Raw genomic sequence first — 19,322 nt, 5'->3', positions numbered from 1 at the left:
TCAGTTTTCGCGGCCGCCCAGCTATAAAAACCACATGGCATCTACTTCTACGGTCCAATAAGGTACATGTGGGTTTGTAAAAGGCTGTAAAGTTTTCTTTAACTAAAACACTAATAATGCTGTCGTTCTAGATGTGTCAGGTAATTTTGTAACTGATTTTAAGTGTGCATCAGGAACTCAGCAGTTTGATAGTTTCATAAAAAATGGTTTGTTTTTGTTGTAAGCAGTTATTAACAGAGTGAGAATCTCGCGATGCACTTGCAGAAGAAGCACTATTGGCCGGATGCCCCATAGTTGGCTGAAGCCACTGCACGGATCAAACCGCGTAATTGATCTTTGTGGGAGCGAGCCTGCTCGCGAAGGTCGTAAATGCTAACGCGTAAAACCAGATGCGCAGCGGCGTCCTTGGGCCTTTCGCGAGCAAGCTCGTTCCCACAGGTTTTACCGGTGCAGAGCCCGTGTTGAAAGGCGTTTAAGGATACTTCCTGCAAGCTACAAGACCTTGCGCCGTTGCCTACGGGTACGCCAGAATCCGCCGGCTTGTGCGCTCCGGGGGGCATCGGTAACTTGATTCGTGTCACTGCTCATCAGTGATCGGGTTTAGTAGCCCGGCTAAGGTAAAGCGGTCGCACGAGCGTCATCAGTCAGGTAATCACCTGCACTTGATGGCAGCTGTGCGCATGGCGTCCTCGGACGCGCCGGTTTTTGCTTTCCCTTGCCGGTCTACTAACTTGCGCACCGCTGCCACCCTTTCGTTTAGTAGCGAGATGGTTGCAGCCCTACTTCAGAAGGGATGCAATTATGTTCAAGGTAACGCCAAATCCGCCGGAAACCGATCCGGCATCCCCGTACGAACCCGATTCGAAAAAACTCAACGAGGCCGCCGAACGCGCCCTCAGCTTCCACTTCCCCTCAACCGCCGACATCAAAGCCACGCCGCGCACCGTCAGTACGCTGTTTACCGTCGACCCGCAGGCCTCCACCGAAACCCTTGCGGTTTATCTGGTCGAGACCCTGGCCTCGATCGACGTCATGGTCCATCAATTGGTCGATCACCTGGACGGCGGATCGCGCAATGCCCTGCTGGGGATTTCCAACAGCGTGATGCTGGCGGAGATCACCGCCAATCGGGTGCTGGATCAGATTGATCCGCCTGAGTAGCACGTCAGGTCTGACCAGTTTTTTCCTTCCCCAAAGCCACAAAAAACCTGCTTTCTCCCTTTCCAGTGCATGCACAGAATGCAGTTGCGCGTGCATTGGAATTTTAAGGAGTGAGTCATGACGTTCTCGATTATCGGACGCTGCCCTGAAACCGGGCAGCTCGGTATTGCCATCAGTTCTTCAAGCATTGCGGTTGGCGCTCGCTGCCCATGGGCGCGGGCGGGTGTCGGTGCGGTGTCTACGCAGAACATTACGCTGCCAGCGCTGGGGCCGCAGATCCTGGACCTGCTGGAACATCAGCATCTGGAACCTGACGCGGCACTGGACAAGGCGCTCACGTCCAATGGCTGGAGCCAATACCGACAGGTCACGGTGATCGATGTGTCAGGGCGGATTGCGCTGTTCAGCGGCAAAGAGTCTTTGGGCGTGCATAACGCGGTGAAAGGTGAGCAGTGCGTTGCGGCGGGTAATTTGCTCAGCGACGTGCGGGTCATCGAAGCGATGGTCGCGGCGTTCGAGGTCGAGCCGGGTCAGTTGGCGGACCGTTTGCTGGCGGCCATGCACGCGGCGATGGCGGCCGGTGGTGAGGCCGGTCCGGTGCATTCCGCAGCGCTGAAAGTGGTGGGTGATCACACGTGGCCGATCATCGACTTGCGGGTCGACTGGGCCGAGGAAGATCCCATCGGGCAGCTGGATGGTCTCTGGCAAGCCTATCGACCACAAATGCAGGACTACCTGACGCGCGCACTCAACCCGACGACGGCGCCGAGCTACGGAGTGCCGGGCGATGAGTGAGGCGTCCAGTCGCGACCTGCTGGAACGCCTGATTGGCTTCGCCACTGTCAGCCGCGATTCCAACCTGGAATTGATCCGTTTCATCGAGGCGTACCTGGCCAGGCATGGTGTGCAGAGTGAGCTGTTCTTCAACGAAGAAGGGACCAAGGCCAATCTGTTCGCGACCATCGGCCCGCTCAAATCCGGTGGCGTCGTGCTCTCGGGCCACACTGATGTGGTACCGGTTGACGGGCAGGCCTGGACGGTCGATCCGTTCCGGCTGACGGAAAAGGAAGGGCGCCTGTACGGGCGTGGCACGGCGGACATGAAAGGGTTCATTGCCTCGGTGCTCGCGGCGGTGCCGACCTTCGTGCAACGTCCGCTTTTGAGCCCGGTGCACCTGGCCTTTTCCTACGATGAAGAAATCGGCTGCCTGGGTGTCCGGCCGATGCTCGCCGAGCTGGAGAAGCGTCCGTTCAAGCCCAAACTGTGCCTGATCGGCGAGCCGACGGAGCTGAAACCTGTGCTGGGTCACAAGGGCAAGCTGGCGATGCGCTGCGAAGTGCGCGGTGCCGCGTGCCACTCGGCGTATGCGCCGTACGGGGTGAACGCGATTGAATATGCCGCGCAGTTGATTGGCCAGTTGGGCGTTATCGGTGCCGGGCTCGCGCATCCTGATCATCATGACGACCGTTTCGATCCGCCGTTTTCGACGGTGCAAACGGGGGTGATCAAAGGTGGCCGGGCGTTGAATATTGTTCCTGCTGAATGCGAGTTCGATTTCGAGGTCAGGGCACTGCCGGACTTTGATGCTCAAGTCGTTGCGGACCAGCTCCAAACCTACGCCGAGGAACATGTGCTGCCGAAGATGCGCGCGGTGCAGGCGGACACGGATATTCGATTGCGGCCACTGAGCGCTTACCCCGGTTTGGCGACACCGCCCGAGAGTGACGCGGCGCGGTTGCTGGCGCTGTTGAGCAATTCTTCAGCGTTTGGCACGGTCGCGTTTGGTACCGAGGGCGGGCTGTTTGATCAGGCCGGGATACCCACTGTGGTGTGTGGGCCGGGCAGCATGGATCAAGGGCATAAGCCTGATGAGTTCATTGCGCTGGCGCAGTTGAGTGGTTGCGATGCGATGTTGCTGCGGTTGGCTGACTACCTGAGTGGCGAGATTTAATTGTGGGAGCGAGCCTGCTCGCGATGGTCGTTAACGATGACGCGTGTTTACTGGCTTAACGCGGCGCTCTCAAGTCCATCGCGAGCAGGCTCGCTCCTACAGGGAGCTTGCGACTTTCTGGCTCAGTTGTTCGCGGCAGAAGTCCACGAACAACTGCGCAGGCTTGGTCAGTTGGCTGCGTTTGAGGTGGGCGGACGCCAGGCCGGACAGGGTGACTGGCTCTTTGATGTTCACCGAGATCACTTTCTTGCCATCGTAGGTGCATTCCGAGTGCGGGCGGGTGACCAGGATTGAGAACCCGAAGCCCTGACCAACCATGCCCCGCACCATCTCGATCGAAGGCGAGCTGAAGACGATGTTGGGCGTCAGATCCAGTTCGTGGAACAGGCTCACGAAGTAAGTCCGGCTCGGCTGCACATCGAGCAGAATCATCGGCTCGCTGCACAAATCCCGCAGCGATACCTCCTTCTGATCAGCGAAGCGATGCCCTTCAGGTAGCAGCACGTAAGGCTTTTGCGGTGGCATCAACGGCGTGGTCTGGATGGTGCCGTCCAGCCCGTGATCGTAGAGGAACGCCACATCGAAAGTGCCGGCGGTCAGGCCTTGCACCAGCTCCTGTTGTTCGCCATCGCGGATGCGGATGTCCACGCCTGGATAGAGCTTGCGAAAACCTGCGATCAATTGTGGCAGGTACAGCGGCGCGACGGTCTCGAAGCAGCCGATGTCGATTTGTCCGGACACCGTGTCGTTATCCGCCAGCGCATTCTGTTCAAACTCCCTGGCCATGCGCAGCAGTTCTTGCGCCTTGTGATAGAAGCGCGTGCCGGTGGGCGTCAGGGAAACGCCCTGGGCGTGGTGGCGGATGAACAGCTGGACGTTGAACGACTCTTCCAGACTCTTGATCGCCGTGGAAACCGAGGGCTGCGCGATGTACAGCTGTCGCGAGGCTTCGGCGACGCTGCCGGCTTCTACCGTTGTGACGAAATACTTGAGTTGCCGCAATGTATAGGAAGCCACACGCACCTCGTTCTGCTTTGTTTTGTGCTGAAAGGCCGGATGGCCGCCGCGCAGATTGTTGACTGAACCTTACCCTATGCGGGTTCCGGACTGGGTCAGCGCTTACCCAGTTTTTTCTTATACCCCGAGTACATTTTTAATAATTTTCCTCTGCGTACGGTTGCCGCACTATCTCTACAACCTCTGATAACAACCCCGACCACCCAGGCGGTCGTAAAGGGAGCGTAGCGTGTTCGACCTCGACTATTGGCAGCAACGAGCTGCCCGGCAAACCTTCTCTGACAAAGCCTTGATCGATGGCCGGCAGGTCGCTGCGTCTTCGGGCGTAACCTTCGATTCGATCAACCCGGCGACGAATCAGTTGCTTGCCCGTGTCGCCGCGTGTGGCGAAGTGGAAGTGGAACTGGCCGTGCGCAGTGCGCGTCGCGCTTTCAATGAAGGCCCGTGGGCGCGGATGGCGCCGGTCGAGCGCAAGCGGGTGATGCTGCGTCTGTCCGAGCTGGTGCTGGCGCACCGCGAAGAACTCGCGCTGCTGGATTCGCTGAACATGGGCAAACCGGTGATGGATGCCTACAACATCGACGTCCCTGGTGCCGCCCATGTGTTCGCCTGGTACGGCGAGTCGCTGGACAAGCTTTACGATCAGGTCGCGCCGACGGCGTCATCGGCGCTGGCGACCATCACCCGTGAAGCATTGGGTGTCGTTGCGGCCGTCGTGCCGTGGAACTTCCCGCTCGACATGGCCGCCTGGAAACTGGCACCGGCGCTGGCGGCCGGCAATAGCGTGGTGCTCAAGCCCGCCGAGCAATCGCCGTTCTCGGCGCTGCGTCTGGGCGAGTTGGCGCTGGAAGCCGGTTTGCCACCTGGCGTGCTGAACGTGCTGCCGGGGCTGGGCGAGTCCGCCGGCAAGGCGTTGGGCCTGCACCCGGATGTCGATTGCCTGGTGTTCACCGGCTCGACTCAGGTGGGCAAATACTTCATGCAGTACGCCGCGCAATCGAACCTCAAGCAGGTCTGGCTGGAGTGTGGCGGCAAGAGCCCGAGCCTGGTGTTCGACGATTGCCGGGATCTGGATCTGGCCGCAGAGAAAGCGGCGTTCGGCATCTTCTTCAATCAAGGCGAGGTGTGCTCGGCCAACTCGCGGCTGTATGTGCAGGACTCGGTCAAAGATGAGTTTATCGAGCGTCTGTTGGAGAAAGCCAAAGCCTGGATGCCCGGCGATCCACTGAATCCTGCAAGCCCGGCTGGGGCCATTGTCGATTCGACCCAGGCGTCACGGGTGATGAGTGCGATCGAACGCGCCCACGAAGACGGCGCCCGACTGCTCACCGGTGGCCGTCGCTTGAGCTTCAACGGCTCCGACAACTTTATCGAGCCGACCATTTTTGCCGACGTCGATCATGATTCGCACCTGTCGCGCGAAGAAGTGTTTGGGCCGGTGCTGGCAATTTCTACCTTCGACAGCGAAGAGCAAGCGGTGCGCCTGGCCAACGACAGCATTTACGGGCTGGCGGCGTCTGTGTGGAGCGACGACCTGAATCGCGCGCACCGGGTTGCACGGGCGCTGAAGGCGGGCACCGTTTCGGTGAACACCGTGGATGCGCTCGATGTCTGCGTGCCGTTCGGTGGTGGCAAGCAATCGGGTTTCGGCCGGGACCTGTCGTTGCACTCGTTTGATAAGTACACCCAGTTGAAAACCACTTGGTTTCAACTGCGGTAAGCGTCTGCTGAACAATTAACCGCATGCAGATTGTGTGCGGCTCGAAGAATAAAAAGATGTCACCACGCGGAGAGTCTTCCGTGAACTTGCGGCTGCGTGGCCGTGACTGCCTCAGTAACTAACCACAATTAAAAAGTGAGGGAGCTTTCATGTTCAGATATTCGTGTTCGAGCGTTGTAACAGCATTGTTGGTATTTACGGTTCCGGTTGTTGCGCACGCCGAAAGTCTCACCGTTATTTCGTTCGGCGGTGCGACCAAGACCGCGCAAGAGGGGGCTTATTTCAAACCCTTTGAACAAAGTGGCGCTGGCAAAGTTGTGGTGGGCGAGTACAGCGGTGAATTGTCCAAAGTCAAAGCCATGGTCGATGTCGGCCAGGTCAGCTGGGACGTGGTCGAAGTCGAAAGCCCTGAGCTGCTGCGCGGCTGTGAAGAAGGGTTGTTCGAGCGGCTGGACCCGGCGCTGATCGGCGATTCAAAAAACTATCTGGCTGGCGCGGTCAGCGAGTGCGGCGTGGCCAGTTATGTCTGGTCGATGGTGCTCGCCTACAACTCGAACAAGGTTGCGGCGGCGCCGACCTCCTGGGCGGATATGTGGAACCTGCAGCAATTCCCGGGCAAGCGTGGCCTGCGTAAAGGCGCCAAGTACACGCTGGAAGTGGCGCTGCTCGCCGATGGGGTCAAACAGGATGACCTGTACAAAGTGCTGGGCACCAAGGAAGGCGTGGACCGGGCGTTTCACAAGCTCGACCAGATCAAGCCCTCGATCCAGTGGTGGGAGGCCGGAGCCCAGCCACCGCAATGGCTCGCGGCCGGTGACGTGGTGATGTCGGCGGCCTACAACGGCCGGATTGCCGTGGCGCAAAAGGAGGGGTCGAAACTGGCCATTTCCTGGAACGGTCACCTCTACGATCCTGATCACTGGGCCATCGTTCGCGGCAGTCCGAACAAGGCGCTGGCCGAGCGCTTCATCGTGTTTGCCAGCCAGGCGAGCGGTCAGAAGTCGTTCTCCACGCAGATTCCCTACGGTCCGATCCGCAAGGATGTACTGGCGCAGCTACCGGCCGACACGCTCGCCCAGTTGCCCACCGCTCAAGCCAATCTTTCTGAAGGCCAGTTGGTCGATGCCACGTTCTGGGTCGATCACGGCGAAGAGCTTGAAGAACGCTTCAACGCCTGGGCGGCCCGCTAAGCCGCTGCTGTCGTCAATCGCCACTCACGGATGAGTCGCGATGTTCATCCCTGCCTTCCACGCGGAGGCGATCAACAACAAGAAAACACGGGGAGTTTGTCATGAGTTCAAGTACAACCGCGTCCATCCAGGCGCCGTCCGGTGGGTTGCGCCGGGTCCTGGGGCTGGGCTCGCTGCTGGCCGTTGCGGTGGGCGTCGTGGTCTCGCAAGGCGTGATGGTGCTGATGCTGCAAGGCGCGGGCATTGCCGGGTTCGGTTTCATCATTCCGCTGGCCATCGCCTATGTGCTGGCAATCACCTACGCCTGGTCGTTTTCCGAGCTGGCCTTGATGATTCCGCGAGCGGGCAGCCTCAGCAGTTACACCGAAGTGGCGATCGGGCATTTCCCGGCGATTCTCGCGACGTTCTCGGGCTACATGGTGGTGGCGATGTTTGCGCTCTCCGCCGAACTGCTGTTGCTGGATCTGGTGATCAGCAAGGTCTATCCCGATGTCATTCCGCACATGGTGGTGGCCTACGGCGTGCTGGGGTTGTTCACCGTCTTGAACCTGTTCGGCATTGACGTGTTCGCCAGGCTGCAGAACGTGCTGGCGCTGGTGATGGTGGTGATTCTCGTCGCCATGGGCCTGGCGTCGCTGAGCAACGGTCAGGCGAGTTTGCAGTTGCCGCTGGATCAAGGCTGGAACCCGCTGGAGTTCGGCGCAATCACGTTGGCGGCGATGGCGGTGTGGGGTTTTGTCGGGGCTGAGTTCGTCTGCCCGCTGGTGGAAGAAACCCGCAATCCGGAGCGCAATATTCCACGCTCGATGACCATTGGCCTGACGGTGATTTTCGGTGTGATTGCGCTGTATTGCTTTGGCGCGCTGCTGTGCATCCCTCGTGAACAATTGGCCAGTGATGCCTTGCCGCATTACCTGCTGGCGACCACGGTTTTCGGTGAGGCCGGCAAGCTGTTCCTCGTCGTCGCAGCCATCACCGCAACGTGCAGCACGGTGAACTCATCCTTGGCAGCGTTGCCGCGCATGCTTTATGGCATGGCGCAAAACGGCCAGGCATTCCCGCAATTCAAGAAGCTGACGGCGCGCGGTCGTACACCGTGGGTGGCGGTGCTGTTCGTTGCCGCGATCACCGGCCTGCCGATCCTCATTCTGGGGCACGACGCGGCGGCGATCAGCTTGCTGCTTCTGGCTGCCGCGCTGGCATGGCTGCTGGCCTACATCATCGTGCATATCGACGTGATCGCCTTGCGCCGGCGCTATCCCCATCTGGCCCGTCCATTCCGCTCACCGTTTTACCCATGGCCACAGGTTGTCGGCATCGTCGGCATGCTGTTTGCGATCTACCACGTGTCGCCAACGCCAGAGATGACCGCCAGTATTTTTGCTTGCGCCGGTGTGGTGCTGGGCGTGATATCGGTGATTGCCGTGGTGTGGGTCAAATTCGTGATGCGCAAACCGCTGTTCACGCCAGAGCCCCTGATCCAAAACGAATCGCAGGACAACGGTGTGCCTGCCGTGGCACCGCTGACTACCGTGACCGGGAACTGAACCTTTATTCAATTCAGGAGAATAAGAGATGACAACTGACTACAAACCCCAGCGCGACACCAAGGACTATCAAGCGGCCGACGCCGCCCACCACATTCACGCATTCCTCGATCAGAAGGCGTTGAACGAAGAGGGGCCGCGCGTGATCGTCGGTGGCGACCGGCTGCATCTGTGGGACAACGACGGCAATCGTTACCTCGATGGCATGTCTGGTTTGTGGTGCACCAACCTCGGCTACGGGCGCAAGGATCTGGCCGCGGCGGCGACCCGCCAGCTGGAGCAGTTGCCGTACTACAACATGTTCTTCCACACCACTCACCCGGCGGTGGTCGAGCTGTCCGAGCTGCTGTTCAGCCTGCTGCCCAAGCACTACAGCCACGCGATCTACACCAACTCCGGCTCCGAGGCCAACGAGGTGCTGATCCGCACCGTGCGTCGTTACTGGCAGGTGCTCGGCAAGCCACAGAAGAAGATCATGATCGGGCGCTGGAACGGCTACCACGGCTCTACCCTGGCGGCCAGCGCGATGGGCGGGATGAAGTTCATGCACGAAATGGGCGGGGTGATTCCCGATGTCGCGCACATTGATGAACCGTACTGGTTCGGCCATGAAGGTGATCTGACGCCCGCCGAATTCGGCCTGCGCGCCGCTCAGCAACTGGAGACCAAGATTCTCGAACTGGGCGCGGAGAACGTCGCAGCGTTCATCGCCGAACCGTTCCAGGGCGCCGGCGGCATGATCTTCCCGCCAGAAAGCTACTGGCCGGAAATCCAGCGCATTTGCCGCAAGTACGACGTGCTGCTGTGTGCGGACGAGGTGATCGGTGGCTTCGGTCGGACCGGTGAATGGTTTGCCCACCAGCACTTTGATTTCGAGCCGGACACTCTGTCGATCGCCAAGGGCCTGACCTCGGGCTACATCCCCATGGGCGGCCTGATTCTGAGTCGGCGCATGGCTGAGGTGCTGGTGGAGCAGGGCGGTGTGTTTGCCCACGGCCTGACTTACTCCGGTCACCCGGTGGCGGCGGCCGTGGCGATTGCCAACCTCAAGGCGCTGCGTGATGAGGGGGTGGTGACCCAAGTGAAGCGCGACACTGGCCCGTACTTTCAGCAGTGCCTGCGCGAGGTGTTTGGCAATCATCCGCTGGTGGGCGAGATCCAGGGTGTTGGCCTGGTGGCTGCGTTGCAGTTTGCCGAGGACAAGGCAACCCGCAAGCGTTTCGCCAATGAAGGCGACATCACCTGGCGCTGCCGCACGATTGGTTTTGAAGAGGGCGTGATCATTCGCTCGACGCTTGGCCGCATGATCATGGCGCCGGCACTGATCGCGACCCGCGCTGAAATCGATGAACTGGTAGGCAAAACGAAGATTGCCGTCGATAGAACCGCTAAAGAAATTGGCGTGCTCTAAACCACTATCAGGCTCGCTCCTTTAAATGTGGGAGCGAGCCTGCTCGCGAAGGTCATTAATGATTACGCGTATTGCCTGAATAAACGCGGGGGCTTTCAAGTTCTTCGCGAGCAGGCTCGCTCCCACAATGATTACATTCATTCAGTGAATACCGGGTTTAGTTGTGAGTTAGTTTTTTAATGGGTAGCAACTACAAAAATCATATTTTCGCTATTTGCATTCGCTCAGCACAATAAAACGACCCCGCCAGTAAAGTTATCGATGCGGTATTCAAATATTAAAACAGCTGATTTGTCGCGACTTGCCGCGCCATAGTCGCCTCTCTGAAGGACACAAGCATGAATGATAAAAAGATAGAAATAGATACGCTTGTTGTCGGTGCCGGCCAGGCTGGCGTCGCCATGAGCGAGCACCTGAGCAAACTCGGTGTGCCGCACCTCGTCCTGGAGCGTAATCGCATTGCTGAAGCGTGGCGCACCGGGCGCTGGGATTCGCTGGTGGCCAACGGCCCGGTCTGGCATGACCGCTTCCCTGGCCTGGATTTCGAGGACCTGGAACCCGATGCCTTCGCCTCCAAGGATCGCGTTGCCGCTTACTTCGAGGCCTATGCCGAGAAATTCGAAGCGCCGATTCGTACCGGTGTAGAAGTCAAAAAAGTGGTGCGCAACAGTGACCGTCCGGGCTTCACCATCGAAACCTCCGACGGCGTGATTCAGGCCAATCGCGTGGTGGCGGCGACCGGTCCTTTCCAGCGCCCGGTCATCCCACCGATTGCGCCGAAAGACGACACGATCACGCAGATTCACTCGGCTCAGTATTTCAACCCGCAGCAACTGCCCGAGGGCGGCGTGCTGGTGGTGGGCGCAGGCTCTTCCGGTGTGCAAATCGCGGATGAATTACAGCGCGCCGGCAAGCAAGTCTATTTGTCGGTCGGCCAACATGACCGTCCGCCTCGCGCCTATCGCAACCGTGATTTCTGCTGGTGGCTAGGGGTGTTGGGGCTTTGGGATCTGGAAACCATGGAGCCGGGCCGTGAGCACGTCACCATTGCGGTGAGTGGTGCGCGTGGCGGGCAGACCGTCGATTTCCGGGCGCTGGCCCAGCAAGGCGTAACGCTGGTGGGCCTGACCCAATCGTTCAACGACGGCGTGGTGACGTTCCAGCAGGATCTGGCGCGGAACATCGCTGCCGGTGACGCGAATTACCTGTCGCTGCTGGATGCGGCGGATGCCTACATTGCGCGCAACGGACTCGACCTGCCCGAAGAGCCCGAAGCCCGGTTCATGCTGCACGATCCAGAGTGCGTCACCCACCCGATTCTCGAACTGGATCTGGCCGAGGCGGGCATCACCTCGATCATTTGGGCCACCGGCTACGCGGTCGATTACAGCTGGCTGCAGGTCGACACCTTTGACGAGAAGGGCAAGCCGCGTCATCAGCGCGGTGTCTCGAACGAGCCAGGTATCTACTTCGTGGGCCTGCCGTGGTTGTCCCGTCGCGGTTCGAGTTTTATCTGGGGTGTCTGGCACGACGCCAAGCATGTCGCCGGCCACATTGCCACGCAGCGCCAGTACCTCGAGTACCGAGACCCGTCGCAGCGTTAAGAATCGATCGAGGAATGGCCCGATGGCCATTCCCTTAAACCTATCAATCACGTTTCAGGGGAGTCAGTTGATGCCTACTCACACTCGCATTCGCATGTTCAATACCAAAGACACCTATCCCAATCAGTCACTGGACAATGATCTTTGCCAGGCCGTGCGCGCGGGCAACACGGTGTACGTACGTGGCCAGATCGGCACCGATTTCGAGGGCAACCTGGTCGGTCTTGGTGACCCGGGAGCCCAGGCCGAACAGGCGATGAAAAACGTCAAGCAGCTTCTGGAAGAGGCGGGGAGCGATCTGTCGCACATCGTCAAAACCACCACGTACATCATTGACCCGCGTTACCGTGAGCCGGTTTATCAGGTCGTGGGCAAATGGCTGAAAGGGGTTTTTCCGATTTCAACCGGATTGGTGATTTCCGGACTCGGCCAACCGCAATGGCTGATGGAAATCGATGTGATCGCGGTGATTCCGGACGACTGGAAAAAAGACTGACCTGTGTTCGGCGGGTTATGGTGTGGCGGGCAGGAGGAAGCGCGCAATCACCGGCAAGTGATCGGAGATGCGCAACGTATCGTCCTGCCTCACCCTGGCCTCGACCCGTTTGATGCGCGGGCTGTAAAACAGGTAGTCGACGGTACGGTCCGGGCCGCTCAGGCCGGGATCGTTCGGGTATTGGGTCAGCCAGCGCGCGCGGTCGATCCCGCTGGCTTCGTTGTTGTTGGGGATCATCGGGTACTTGTCCCACAGCACGTGCAACGCACTGTCGGCGGAGTAGGGCGAGCGTTGTTCGGCGGGCAGGCGTTGATATTGCCCCAGCGGTAACAGATTGAAGTCGCCGCCGATCAGCCATGGCGTACCGCGACCTTCGAATTTATCGAGGACTTTGGCCACGGCCGACACCTGCGCTTGCAGGGTATCGCCGGGTTGCGTGGCGCGGTCCAGATGAGTATTGACGATCGCGACCTGACTGCCATCGTTCACTGGCAGGTAGCTGACCAGCATGGCGTTTTTCGGCTGGAACTGGCGGCTGATCAGGTTGGCCGGCGTCACCGGCAATTGCAGGCGCTGGGCATGATCGATCTGGTAGCGGCTCAGTGTTGCCAGTTGCCGGCCGACGCTGCCGAAGATGTGGGGATCCGGGACAAAGTCAGCCTTCCAGTCGAACGCGCTGGTACTGCACGGATACAGGTCAGCAAGCCGTTCCTGCAGCAGTTTGAGCTGGTGCTGGTAATCGCTGGCCTTGGCGCCGTCATCGAGCTCCTGCAACAGCACCACATCCGGTTGCTCGTCGCGAATCACCCGCGCCACTTCATCGAGGCTGAAGGCCATGTCTTCCGGCGTGGGTTTTTCATCGGTGCCTTGGGCCAGGTCATTCCAGAACACATAGCGCTTGCCCGCCAGGTACTGGACGTTCCAGGTCATCACCTTCAGTGCCTGGCCGGGAGCGAGGGTCGGCGCCCGGGTGCTGCAACTGACCGGCAGCACTTCGCGAACCTCGGGGCGCCAGGTCAGGCTGTAGATCATCACGCCAGCCAGGCCGACGACCATCAACAATCCCAGCAAGGTGTAGCGCAGCAGTCGGGTCATGGCTCGGCTTATAGCGTTACGGAAGTTGGTCCTGAGCATACCCGAGTGACGGGCGGCCACCCAAGGTCAGCGTGGCCCGTCGATTTTTTCCGGCACATCGCTGATCAGCATGAACAGGCGGAACAGCACCACGCTGGTGAACAATTGCAGGAAGCTGTGGGCACTGTCGATCAGTAGCGAAATCACCGGGTTCTGCGGTTCGGGATACACCGCCAGCGTTGCGCCCCTGAGCAGCCACAACGGCCCCATCACACACAAAATGCACACCAGGATGCGCAAGAAATTGCCACGGGTCAGGCGCAGGCTTTCTTTCATCGCTTGCAACGGCGCCAGGCCACGCAGCACCAGCAGGTATTCGCCGAACGCCAGGGTCACCATCAGCCAGATACCCGGCAGGAAGTACAGCGACAGGCCGAGCAGGATCAACAGCGTGTTGAGCGCGGTCAGCAGGGCGAAGCGCGGCCACAGGTAGGCCGACCTCGACAACAGATCGCGGTTGCTCGGTGTTTCGCCACGGCTGCGGGCGTCGAGAAACAGAATGAGCGCGGCGGTATACAGCGGATACACCAGCAGGCCGACGATCACACTGATGCCGGGGAAACTGTCCGGCTCGGTGGAGTGGTCGACCACTTGTTGCAACAGGGCTTCGACGATCACCAGCGGCAGGCACAGCTGCACGATCTGGCGAAGATTGCGCTTGAAGAAATACAGGGAGTCACGCAGCACATCTAACGGATTCATCAGTCGGTATCGCAGGTTGAAAGCAGTGGCCCACTTTAACCGATGAAGGCCTTCGGGACGCAAACGTAAACGTTCGGTAAAGGCCATTGAAACATCTTGTTTCAGCCTCCATTAAGGTCGAGTCCCTTATCTTCTGTGGAGAAGGGCAACGATTTCCCCGGCAATCTACGAGGTCGCCATGAACAGCGAAGAACAAACCCTGATCGATGGACTGTTTTCCCGGCTGCAACAAGCCGAAACGGACTCAGCCCCGCGTGACGCCCAGGCCGAGGCGCGGATCAAGGAACACCTGGCACGCCAACCGGCGGCAGGTTATTTCATGACCCAGGCGATTCTGGTGCAAGAGGCGGCCATCAAGAGCCTCGACGAGCAGAACAAACAACTCAGCGCTCAAGTCCAGCAATTACAGGCCGAGTTGCAACGGGCCAAGGCTCAGACAGCCGCGCCTGCGCCGAGCGGCGGTGGCTTTCTGTCGAGCATCTTTGGTGGCGGCAATCGTGATCCGCAGCCTGCGCCGGTGTCGAGCGGTGGCGGCTGGCGCGAGCCGGCGCGTCCCTCGTTCAACTCGCAGCCGCCCCAGCAAAACTTCGGCGCATCGCCGCAAAACTATGCACCGCCACAGCAGGCAGCGGCGGGCAGCAGTTTCCTCGGTGGCGCGCTGAAAACCGCAGCCGGTGTCGCCGGTGGCGTGATGCTGGCGCAAGGCATCAGCAGCCTGTTCCATCACAACCAGCAACCGGAAGAAATCGTCGAAGTCATCAAGGAAGAACCGGCCCAGGTCAACGATCAGGGCAACAGCGGCTGGGGCGATGACCAGCGCATGGCCGGCAACGATTCCTACGGCAATGACCAGGGCGGCTTCAGCGACGCCGACTACAGCGATGACAGTTCATCGTTCTTTGGCGGCGACGACGACTCCTACGTCTGACAACCCCCGAACCTGTGGCGAGCGAGCAAGCTCCCTCGCCACAGGGCTTCATTCGATAGTGCCATTCGTCTGCGCCGCCCAAGTGCTTGCAGGCGATTATTCGCGGAACACTCCTTTTGGCTGGCATACTGGGCAACTTTTCGGGCCTGGTGCCTGATCCTGCCTGCGCCCAAGGGGATGTGCGGTGAAAAAGATCGCTGTGTTCGCCGATGTCCAGAACCTCTATTACACCGTGCGTCAGGCCTATGGTTGCCACTTCAACTACGCCGCGCTGTGGGCGGATGTCAGCAAACAGGGCGAGATCGTCGAGGCCTATGCCTACGCGATCGACCGTGGCGACAGCAAGCAGCAGCAGTTCCAGCAGATCCTGCGAAACCTCGGTTTCACGGTGAAACTCAAGCCGTACATCCAGCGCAGCGATGGCTCGGCCAAGGGCGATTGGGACGTGGGCATCACCCTCGACATCATGGACGCCGCCGACCACGTCGACGAAATCGTCCTGGCCTCCGGCGACGGTGATTTCGACATGCTGCTCGAACGCATCATCAGCAAACACGGGGTGCAAGCGGTGGCCTACGGTGTGCCGGGCCTGACCGCCAATTCGCTGATCCGCGCTGCCAGCCGCTATGTGCCGATCGAAGGCGCCTTGCTGCTCAAGAATTGATTTTTTACGGAGTTGAAACAGGTTTGGAACGCATCGCAGTCATCGACTTTGAAACCACCGGGATCTCCCCGAGCAGCAGCTGCCGGGCCACGGAGATTGCCGTGGTGATCCTTGAACAGGGGCGCATCGTCGAGCGTTACCAGAGCCTGATGAACGCCGGCGTGCGCGTCCCGGCCTTCATCGAACAACTCACCGGCATCAGCAACGCCATGCTGCGCACGGCGCCCTCGGCCGAGCAGGTGATGAACGAAGTGAATGAATTCGTCGGCATCACGCCTTTGCTGGCGCACAACGCCGCGTTCGACCAAAAGTTTTGGGACTTCGAACTGGGCCGGATCAAACGCACCCGCCTGCAAAACTTTGCCTGTTCGCTACTGCTGGCCCGCCGGCTGATGCCCGCCGCGCCGAACCACAAACTCGGCACCCTCACCACGTTTGCCAACCTGCCCCACACCGGCAAGGCTCACCGGGCGATGGCCGATGCCGAGATGGCGGCCAACCTGACGGCGCACCTGGCCGAAGAGCTGCGCCAAAAGCACGGCTTGCGCGAGTTGTCCCATGATTTGCTGTGCAAGTTGCAGAAGGTGCCGGCGGCGAAAGTAACCGAGCACCTCCAGCGCTACCGCTAATCCCGAAAACAGCGCATAACCCCTGTGGGAGCGAGCCTGCTCGCGAAGGCAATTTACCTTCAACATCAATGTCGACTGGCATTCCGCTTTCGCGAGCAGGCTCGCTCCCACAATGGATCTTCTGCATCCTAGATCGACTTGCCATTCCCCTCGATATGCCCCAGCGGCACGCGCTTCTCTATCGCGCTGGACAACACAATCGACGTTTTGCTGAACCCGAACGTGGCAATCCGGTTGATCAGGTCCTCCAGCTCCGGCATCGAACCCACCGCCGCTTGCATGATCACGCACGGATCGCCCGTCACCCGGTGGCATTCCGTTAACTGTGGGATTTTGATCAGTTCGTCGTAGGCTTTCTGGTTGCCGTGCTGGTTCAGGCGCAGTTCGATGACGCACTGGATCGGCAGGCCAAGCTTGGCCATGTCGACCTTCGCCTGATAACCGGTGATCACGCCGCTGGCTTCGAGCTTGGCCACGCGTTCGGCCACGGCCGGGGCGGACAGGTTGACCTTGCGCGCGAGGTCGGCGTAGGACGCGCGACCGTTTTCCAGCAGGGCGCTGAGCAGCATTCGGTCGTACTTATCCATCGAGCTGACTCCTGAAAATAGCCGACTTTCGAAAACACGGTTTATAGCGCTGAATGCCGTGTTTTGAAAAGTGTACCGGCGCTTTAAACAGGTTTTGTAACTTATTTTTACGCGCCCGCCTTTTTAGAATAGCCGTTCACTTGTCTTGCCTGTGAGCTGCCTGCCATGCCTGGTCCACGTCGCTTTCCCTTGCCGTTAATCGCTGCCTTCTTCGCGTTGTACGTGATTTGGGGTTCGACGTATCTGGTGATTCGCATCGGCGTGGAGTATTGGCCGCCGCTGCTGCTGGCGGGGATTCGTTTCGTGATCGCCGGGAGTTTGATGTATGCCTTCCTGCGTTGGCGCGGGGCGCCGGCACCGACCTGGGCGCAGTGGAAAGCCGCCGGGATCATCGGGATTTTGCTGCTGGCCTGTGGCAACGGCGCGGTCAGCGTGGCTGAGCACACCGGCGTGGCTTCCGGGGTGGCGGCGTTGGCGGTGGCGACGGTGCCGTTGTTTACCTTGCTCTGCGGATATTTCTGGGGCGCGCGTAATACCCGTCTCGAATGGGCGGGGATTGTGCTGGGCTTGATCGGTATCGCCATGCTCAACCTCGGCTCCAACCTGCAATCGAGCCCGCTGGGCGCTGCACTGCTGATCTTTGCGGCGGCGACCTGGGCGTTCGGTTCCGTCTGGAGCAAACACCTGCCGTTGCCCCAAGGTGCGATGGCCAGCGCCGTGGAGATGCTGGTCGGCGGCGTAGTGCTGCTGATCGCCAGCGCGGTCAGTGGTGAACACCTGGAAAAGGTACCGCCGATCGAAGGCTGGGCCGCACTCGCGTACCTGACTGTGTTCGGTTCGATCATCGCCTTCAACGCCTACATGTACCTGTTGAAACATGTGCGCCCGGCGGCGGCCACCAGTTATGCCTACGTCAACCCGGCGGTGGCGGTGTTATTGGGGATCGTGTTTGTCGGCGAGACCATCGGCATCGAGGAAGCGTTGGCGATGGCGGTGATCATCAGCGCTGTGGTGCTGATCGGCTTGCCGCAGTGGCGTCGTGCTCCGGCGCTGCCGACGGTGAAGGTGGTGCCGACAGAATCTCGTGTGAATTAGGGTAAACTGCGCGGCATTGCACACTTGTTCCGCACAACCGCGCTGATTTTTCCTACGGTATTCCCATGACTTTCGCCACCCTTGGCCTGATCGAACCCTTGCTGCGCTCCCTCGAGACGCTCGGCTACCAGACTCCGACGCCGGTTCAGGCGCAAGCCATTCCGGCCGTGCTGGCCGGTCGCGACTTGATGGCCGCCGCCCAGACCGGTACCGGCAAGACCGCCGGTTTCGCCCTGCCGCTGCTGCAACTGCTGGCCATGGAAGGGCCGAAAGTCACCGCCAACTCGGTGCGCGCGCTGATCCTGGTGCCGACTCGCGAACTGGCCGAGCAGGTTCACGAAGCGGTGCGCCAGTACGCCGAGAACCTGCCGCTGCGCACCTACGCGGTCTACGGCGGCGTCAGCATCAACCCGCAAATGATGAAGCTGCGCGGCGGCGTCGACCTGCTGGTGGCGACCCCGGGCCGCTTGCTCGACCTGTTCCGCCAGAACGCGCTGAAGTTCAACCAGCTGCAAACCCTGGTGCTGGACGAAGCCGATCGCATGCTCGATCTGGGTTTTTCCGAGGAGCTGGCGAACATTTACCGCGCGCTACCTTCGAGACGTCAGACGCTGCTGTTCTCCGCAACCTTCTCCGACGACATCCGCCTGCTGGCCGGGCAAATGCTCAACGACCCGCTGAGCATTGAAGTCAGCCCGCGCAACGTGGCGGCCAACACCGTCAAGCAGTGGATTGTCACTGTCGACAAGAAGCGCAAGCCGGAACTGTTTGTGCACCTGATGCGCAAGGGCAAGTGGAAGCAAGTGCTGGTGTTCGCCAAGACCCGCAACGGCGTGGACGCGCTGGTGGAAAAACTCCAGGGCTTGGGCATCAACGCCGACGGCATCCACGGCGACAAGCCGCAGGCCACCCGTCAACGCGCACTGGACCGTTTCAAGGCGAGTGACGTGCAGATCCTGGTTGCCACCGACGTCGCGGCCCGTGGCCTGGACATCGAAGACTTGCCGCTGGTGGTCAACTTCGACTTGCCGATCGTCGCAGAGGATTACATCCACCGCATCGGTCGTACCGGCCGTGCGGGCTCGACCGGCGAGGCGATTTCCCTGGTGTGCGCCGATGAAGTGAATCTGCTGTCGGCCATCGAGATGTTGACCCGCCAGACCTTGAAGCGTCAGAACGAACCGGACTTCGAACCCGAGCACCGCGTGCCGGATACCGATGCCAGCGGGCAAGTGGTCAAGAAGCCGAAGAAACCGAAGAAGCCAAAGGCGTCCGGTGGCGGCGGCGGTAAGCGCAACCTGGGTAAGTGGGTTGATAGCGGGGAAGTTGCGCCGGCAGAACCTTCGATCAAGCCTGTGCGAAAAGTGCCGGTGTTCAATACCGGGCCGCGTAAGCGTAAGCCTTGATTACAAGCGGTGTCTGTTAGGCCGTCATCGCCAGCAGGCTGGCTCCCACAGTTTTTTGTGAACGACACAAATCCCCTGTG

General features: G+C 60.0%; 18 protein-coding genes. 14 read left to right on the top strand and 4 right to left on the bottom strand.

Translation table 11 applies throughout. The annotated features are described in order from the left end of the window. Positions 1–801 precede the first annotated feature (801 nt). From M5G20_RS29090 to argE, 3 genes are all read left to right on the top strand, one after another. Positions 802–1,161, top strand: a complete 360-nt coding sequence (locus M5G20_RS29090; RefSeq protein WP_273921993.1) for a DUF6124 family protein — start codon at positions 802–804, stop codon at positions 1,159–1,161. Between the two features lie 117 nt (positions 1,162–1,278). After that, positions 1,279–1,956: a DUF1028 domain-containing protein gene (locus M5G20_RS29085; RefSeq protein ID WP_273921992.1), complete on the top strand. Its 678-nt coding sequence runs from the start codon at positions 1,279–1,281 to the stop codon at positions 1,954–1,956. Further along, the gene (argE, locus tag M5G20_RS29080; protein WP_273921991.1) at positions 1,949–3,112 is read left to right on the top strand and encodes an acetylornithine deacetylase; all 1,164 of its coding nucleotides are present in this window, start codon (positions 1,949–1,951) and stop codon (positions 3,110–3,112) included. The genes M5G20_RS29085 and argE overlap by 8 nt, the downstream gene beginning before the upstream one ends. A 96-nt stretch (positions 3,113–3,208) precedes the next feature. On the opposite strand, the gene M5G20_RS29075 is transcribed toward argE, so the two are convergent. Then, complete coding sequence (locus M5G20_RS29075) at positions 3,209–4,129, bottom strand: LysR family transcriptional regulator (RefSeq protein ID WP_273921990.1); 921 nt, start codon at positions 4,127–4,129, stop codon at positions 3,209–3,211. A 229-nt stretch (positions 4,130–4,358) separates the two neighbouring features. Between M5G20_RS29075 and M5G20_RS29070 the strand changes: the two genes are divergently transcribed. The 6 genes from M5G20_RS29070 (at position 4,359) to M5G20_RS29045 (ending at position 12,097) form a co-directional block, all read left to right on the top strand. After that, entirely contained in the window at positions 4,359–5,849 is a 1,491-nt protein-coding gene (locus M5G20_RS29070; RefSeq protein ID WP_273921989.1) for an aldehyde dehydrogenase, read from the top strand. Positions 5,850–5,998: 149 nt separating this feature from the next. Then, a complete protein-coding gene (locus M5G20_RS29065; protein ID WP_273921988.1) occupies positions 5,999–7,039 on the top strand; it encodes an ABC transporter substrate-binding protein in 1,041 nt (346 codons plus the stop codon). 101 nt (positions 7,040–7,140) lie between these two features. Next, complete coding sequence (locus M5G20_RS29060) at positions 7,141–8,586, top strand: APC family permease (RefSeq protein WP_273921987.1); 1,446 nt, start codon at positions 7,141–7,143, stop codon at positions 8,584–8,586. A gap of 28 nt (positions 8,587–8,614) precedes the next feature. Then, a complete protein-coding gene (locus M5G20_RS29055) occupies positions 8,615–9,997 on the top strand; it encodes an aspartate aminotransferase family protein (protein ID WP_273921986.1) in 1,383 nt (460 codons plus the stop codon). A 338-nt stretch (positions 9,998–10,335) separates the two neighbouring features. Then, entirely contained in the window at positions 10,336–11,601 is a 1,266-nt protein-coding gene (locus M5G20_RS29050; protein WP_273921985.1) for a flavin-containing monooxygenase, read from the top strand. 70 nt (positions 11,602–11,671) lie between these two features. Next, on the top strand, positions 11,672–12,097 hold the full coding sequence (locus M5G20_RS29045) for a RidA family protein (RefSeq protein WP_150734680.1): 426 nt from the start codon (positions 11,672–11,674) through the stop codon (positions 12,095–12,097). A gap of 15 nt (positions 12,098–12,112) precedes the next feature. Here M5G20_RS29045 and M5G20_RS29040 read toward each other — a convergent pair whose 3' ends face one another. Next, positions 12,113–13,192, bottom strand: a complete 1,080-nt coding sequence (locus M5G20_RS29040; protein WP_273921983.1) for an endonuclease/exonuclease/phosphatase family protein — start codon at positions 13,190–13,192, stop codon at positions 12,113–12,115. Between the two features lie 66 nt (positions 13,193–13,258). Then, positions 13,259–13,933, bottom strand: a complete 675-nt coding sequence (locus tag M5G20_RS29035; RefSeq protein WP_150734682.1) for a YciC family protein — start codon at positions 13,931–13,933, stop codon at positions 13,259–13,261. A gap of 178 nt (positions 13,934–14,111) precedes the next feature. On the opposite strand from M5G20_RS29035, the gene M5G20_RS29030 reads away from it, so the two are divergent. The 3 genes from M5G20_RS29030 (at position 14,112) to M5G20_RS29020 (ending at position 16,154) form a co-directional block, all read left to right on the top strand. Beyond that, a complete protein-coding gene (locus tag M5G20_RS29030; RefSeq protein WP_273921982.1) occupies positions 14,112–14,861 on the top strand; it encodes a DUF2076 domain-containing protein in 750 nt (249 codons plus the stop codon). A 184-nt stretch (positions 14,862–15,045) separates the two neighbouring features. Then, positions 15,046–15,525, top strand: a complete 480-nt coding sequence (locus M5G20_RS29025; RefSeq protein WP_008022614.1) for a LabA-like NYN domain-containing protein — start codon at positions 15,046–15,048, stop codon at positions 15,523–15,525. A 23-nt stretch (positions 15,526–15,548) separates the two neighbouring features. Next, a complete protein-coding gene (locus M5G20_RS29020) occupies positions 15,549–16,154 on the top strand; it encodes a 3'-5' exonuclease (RefSeq protein WP_273921981.1) in 606 nt (201 codons plus the stop codon). A 128-nt stretch (positions 16,155–16,282) separates the two neighbouring features. On the opposite strand, the gene M5G20_RS29015 is transcribed toward M5G20_RS29020, so the two are convergent. Next, positions 16,283–16,741, bottom strand: coding sequence for an Lrp/AsnC family transcriptional regulator (locus tag M5G20_RS29015; RefSeq protein ID WP_273921980.1), 459 nt, complete (start codon positions 16,739–16,741; stop codon positions 16,283–16,285). 165 nt (positions 16,742–16,906) lie between these two features. Between M5G20_RS29015 and yedA the strand changes: the two genes are divergently transcribed. Beyond that, the gene (gene yedA, locus M5G20_RS29010) at positions 16,907–17,836 is read left to right on the top strand and encodes a drug/metabolite exporter YedA (RefSeq protein WP_273921979.1); all 930 of its coding nucleotides are present in this window, start codon (positions 16,907–16,909) and stop codon (positions 17,834–17,836) included. Positions 17,837–17,901: 65 nt separating this feature from the next. Beyond that, positions 17,902–19,242: a DEAD/DEAH box helicase gene (locus tag M5G20_RS29005; protein WP_273921978.1), complete on the top strand. Its 1,341-nt coding sequence runs from the start codon at positions 17,902–17,904 to the stop codon at positions 19,240–19,242. Positions 19,243–19,322 lie beyond the last annotated feature (80 nt).

The organism is Pseudomonas sp. TNT2022 ID1044 (assembly GCF_028656895.1).
In the GTDB taxonomy this organism is placed as follows: domain Bacteria; phylum Pseudomonadota; class Gammaproteobacteria; order Pseudomonadales; family Pseudomonadaceae; genus Aquipseudomonas; species Aquipseudomonas reinekei.
Note: the sequence above shows the minus strand (reverse complement) of the source record. Positions and strands in the feature narration are given on the sequence as shown.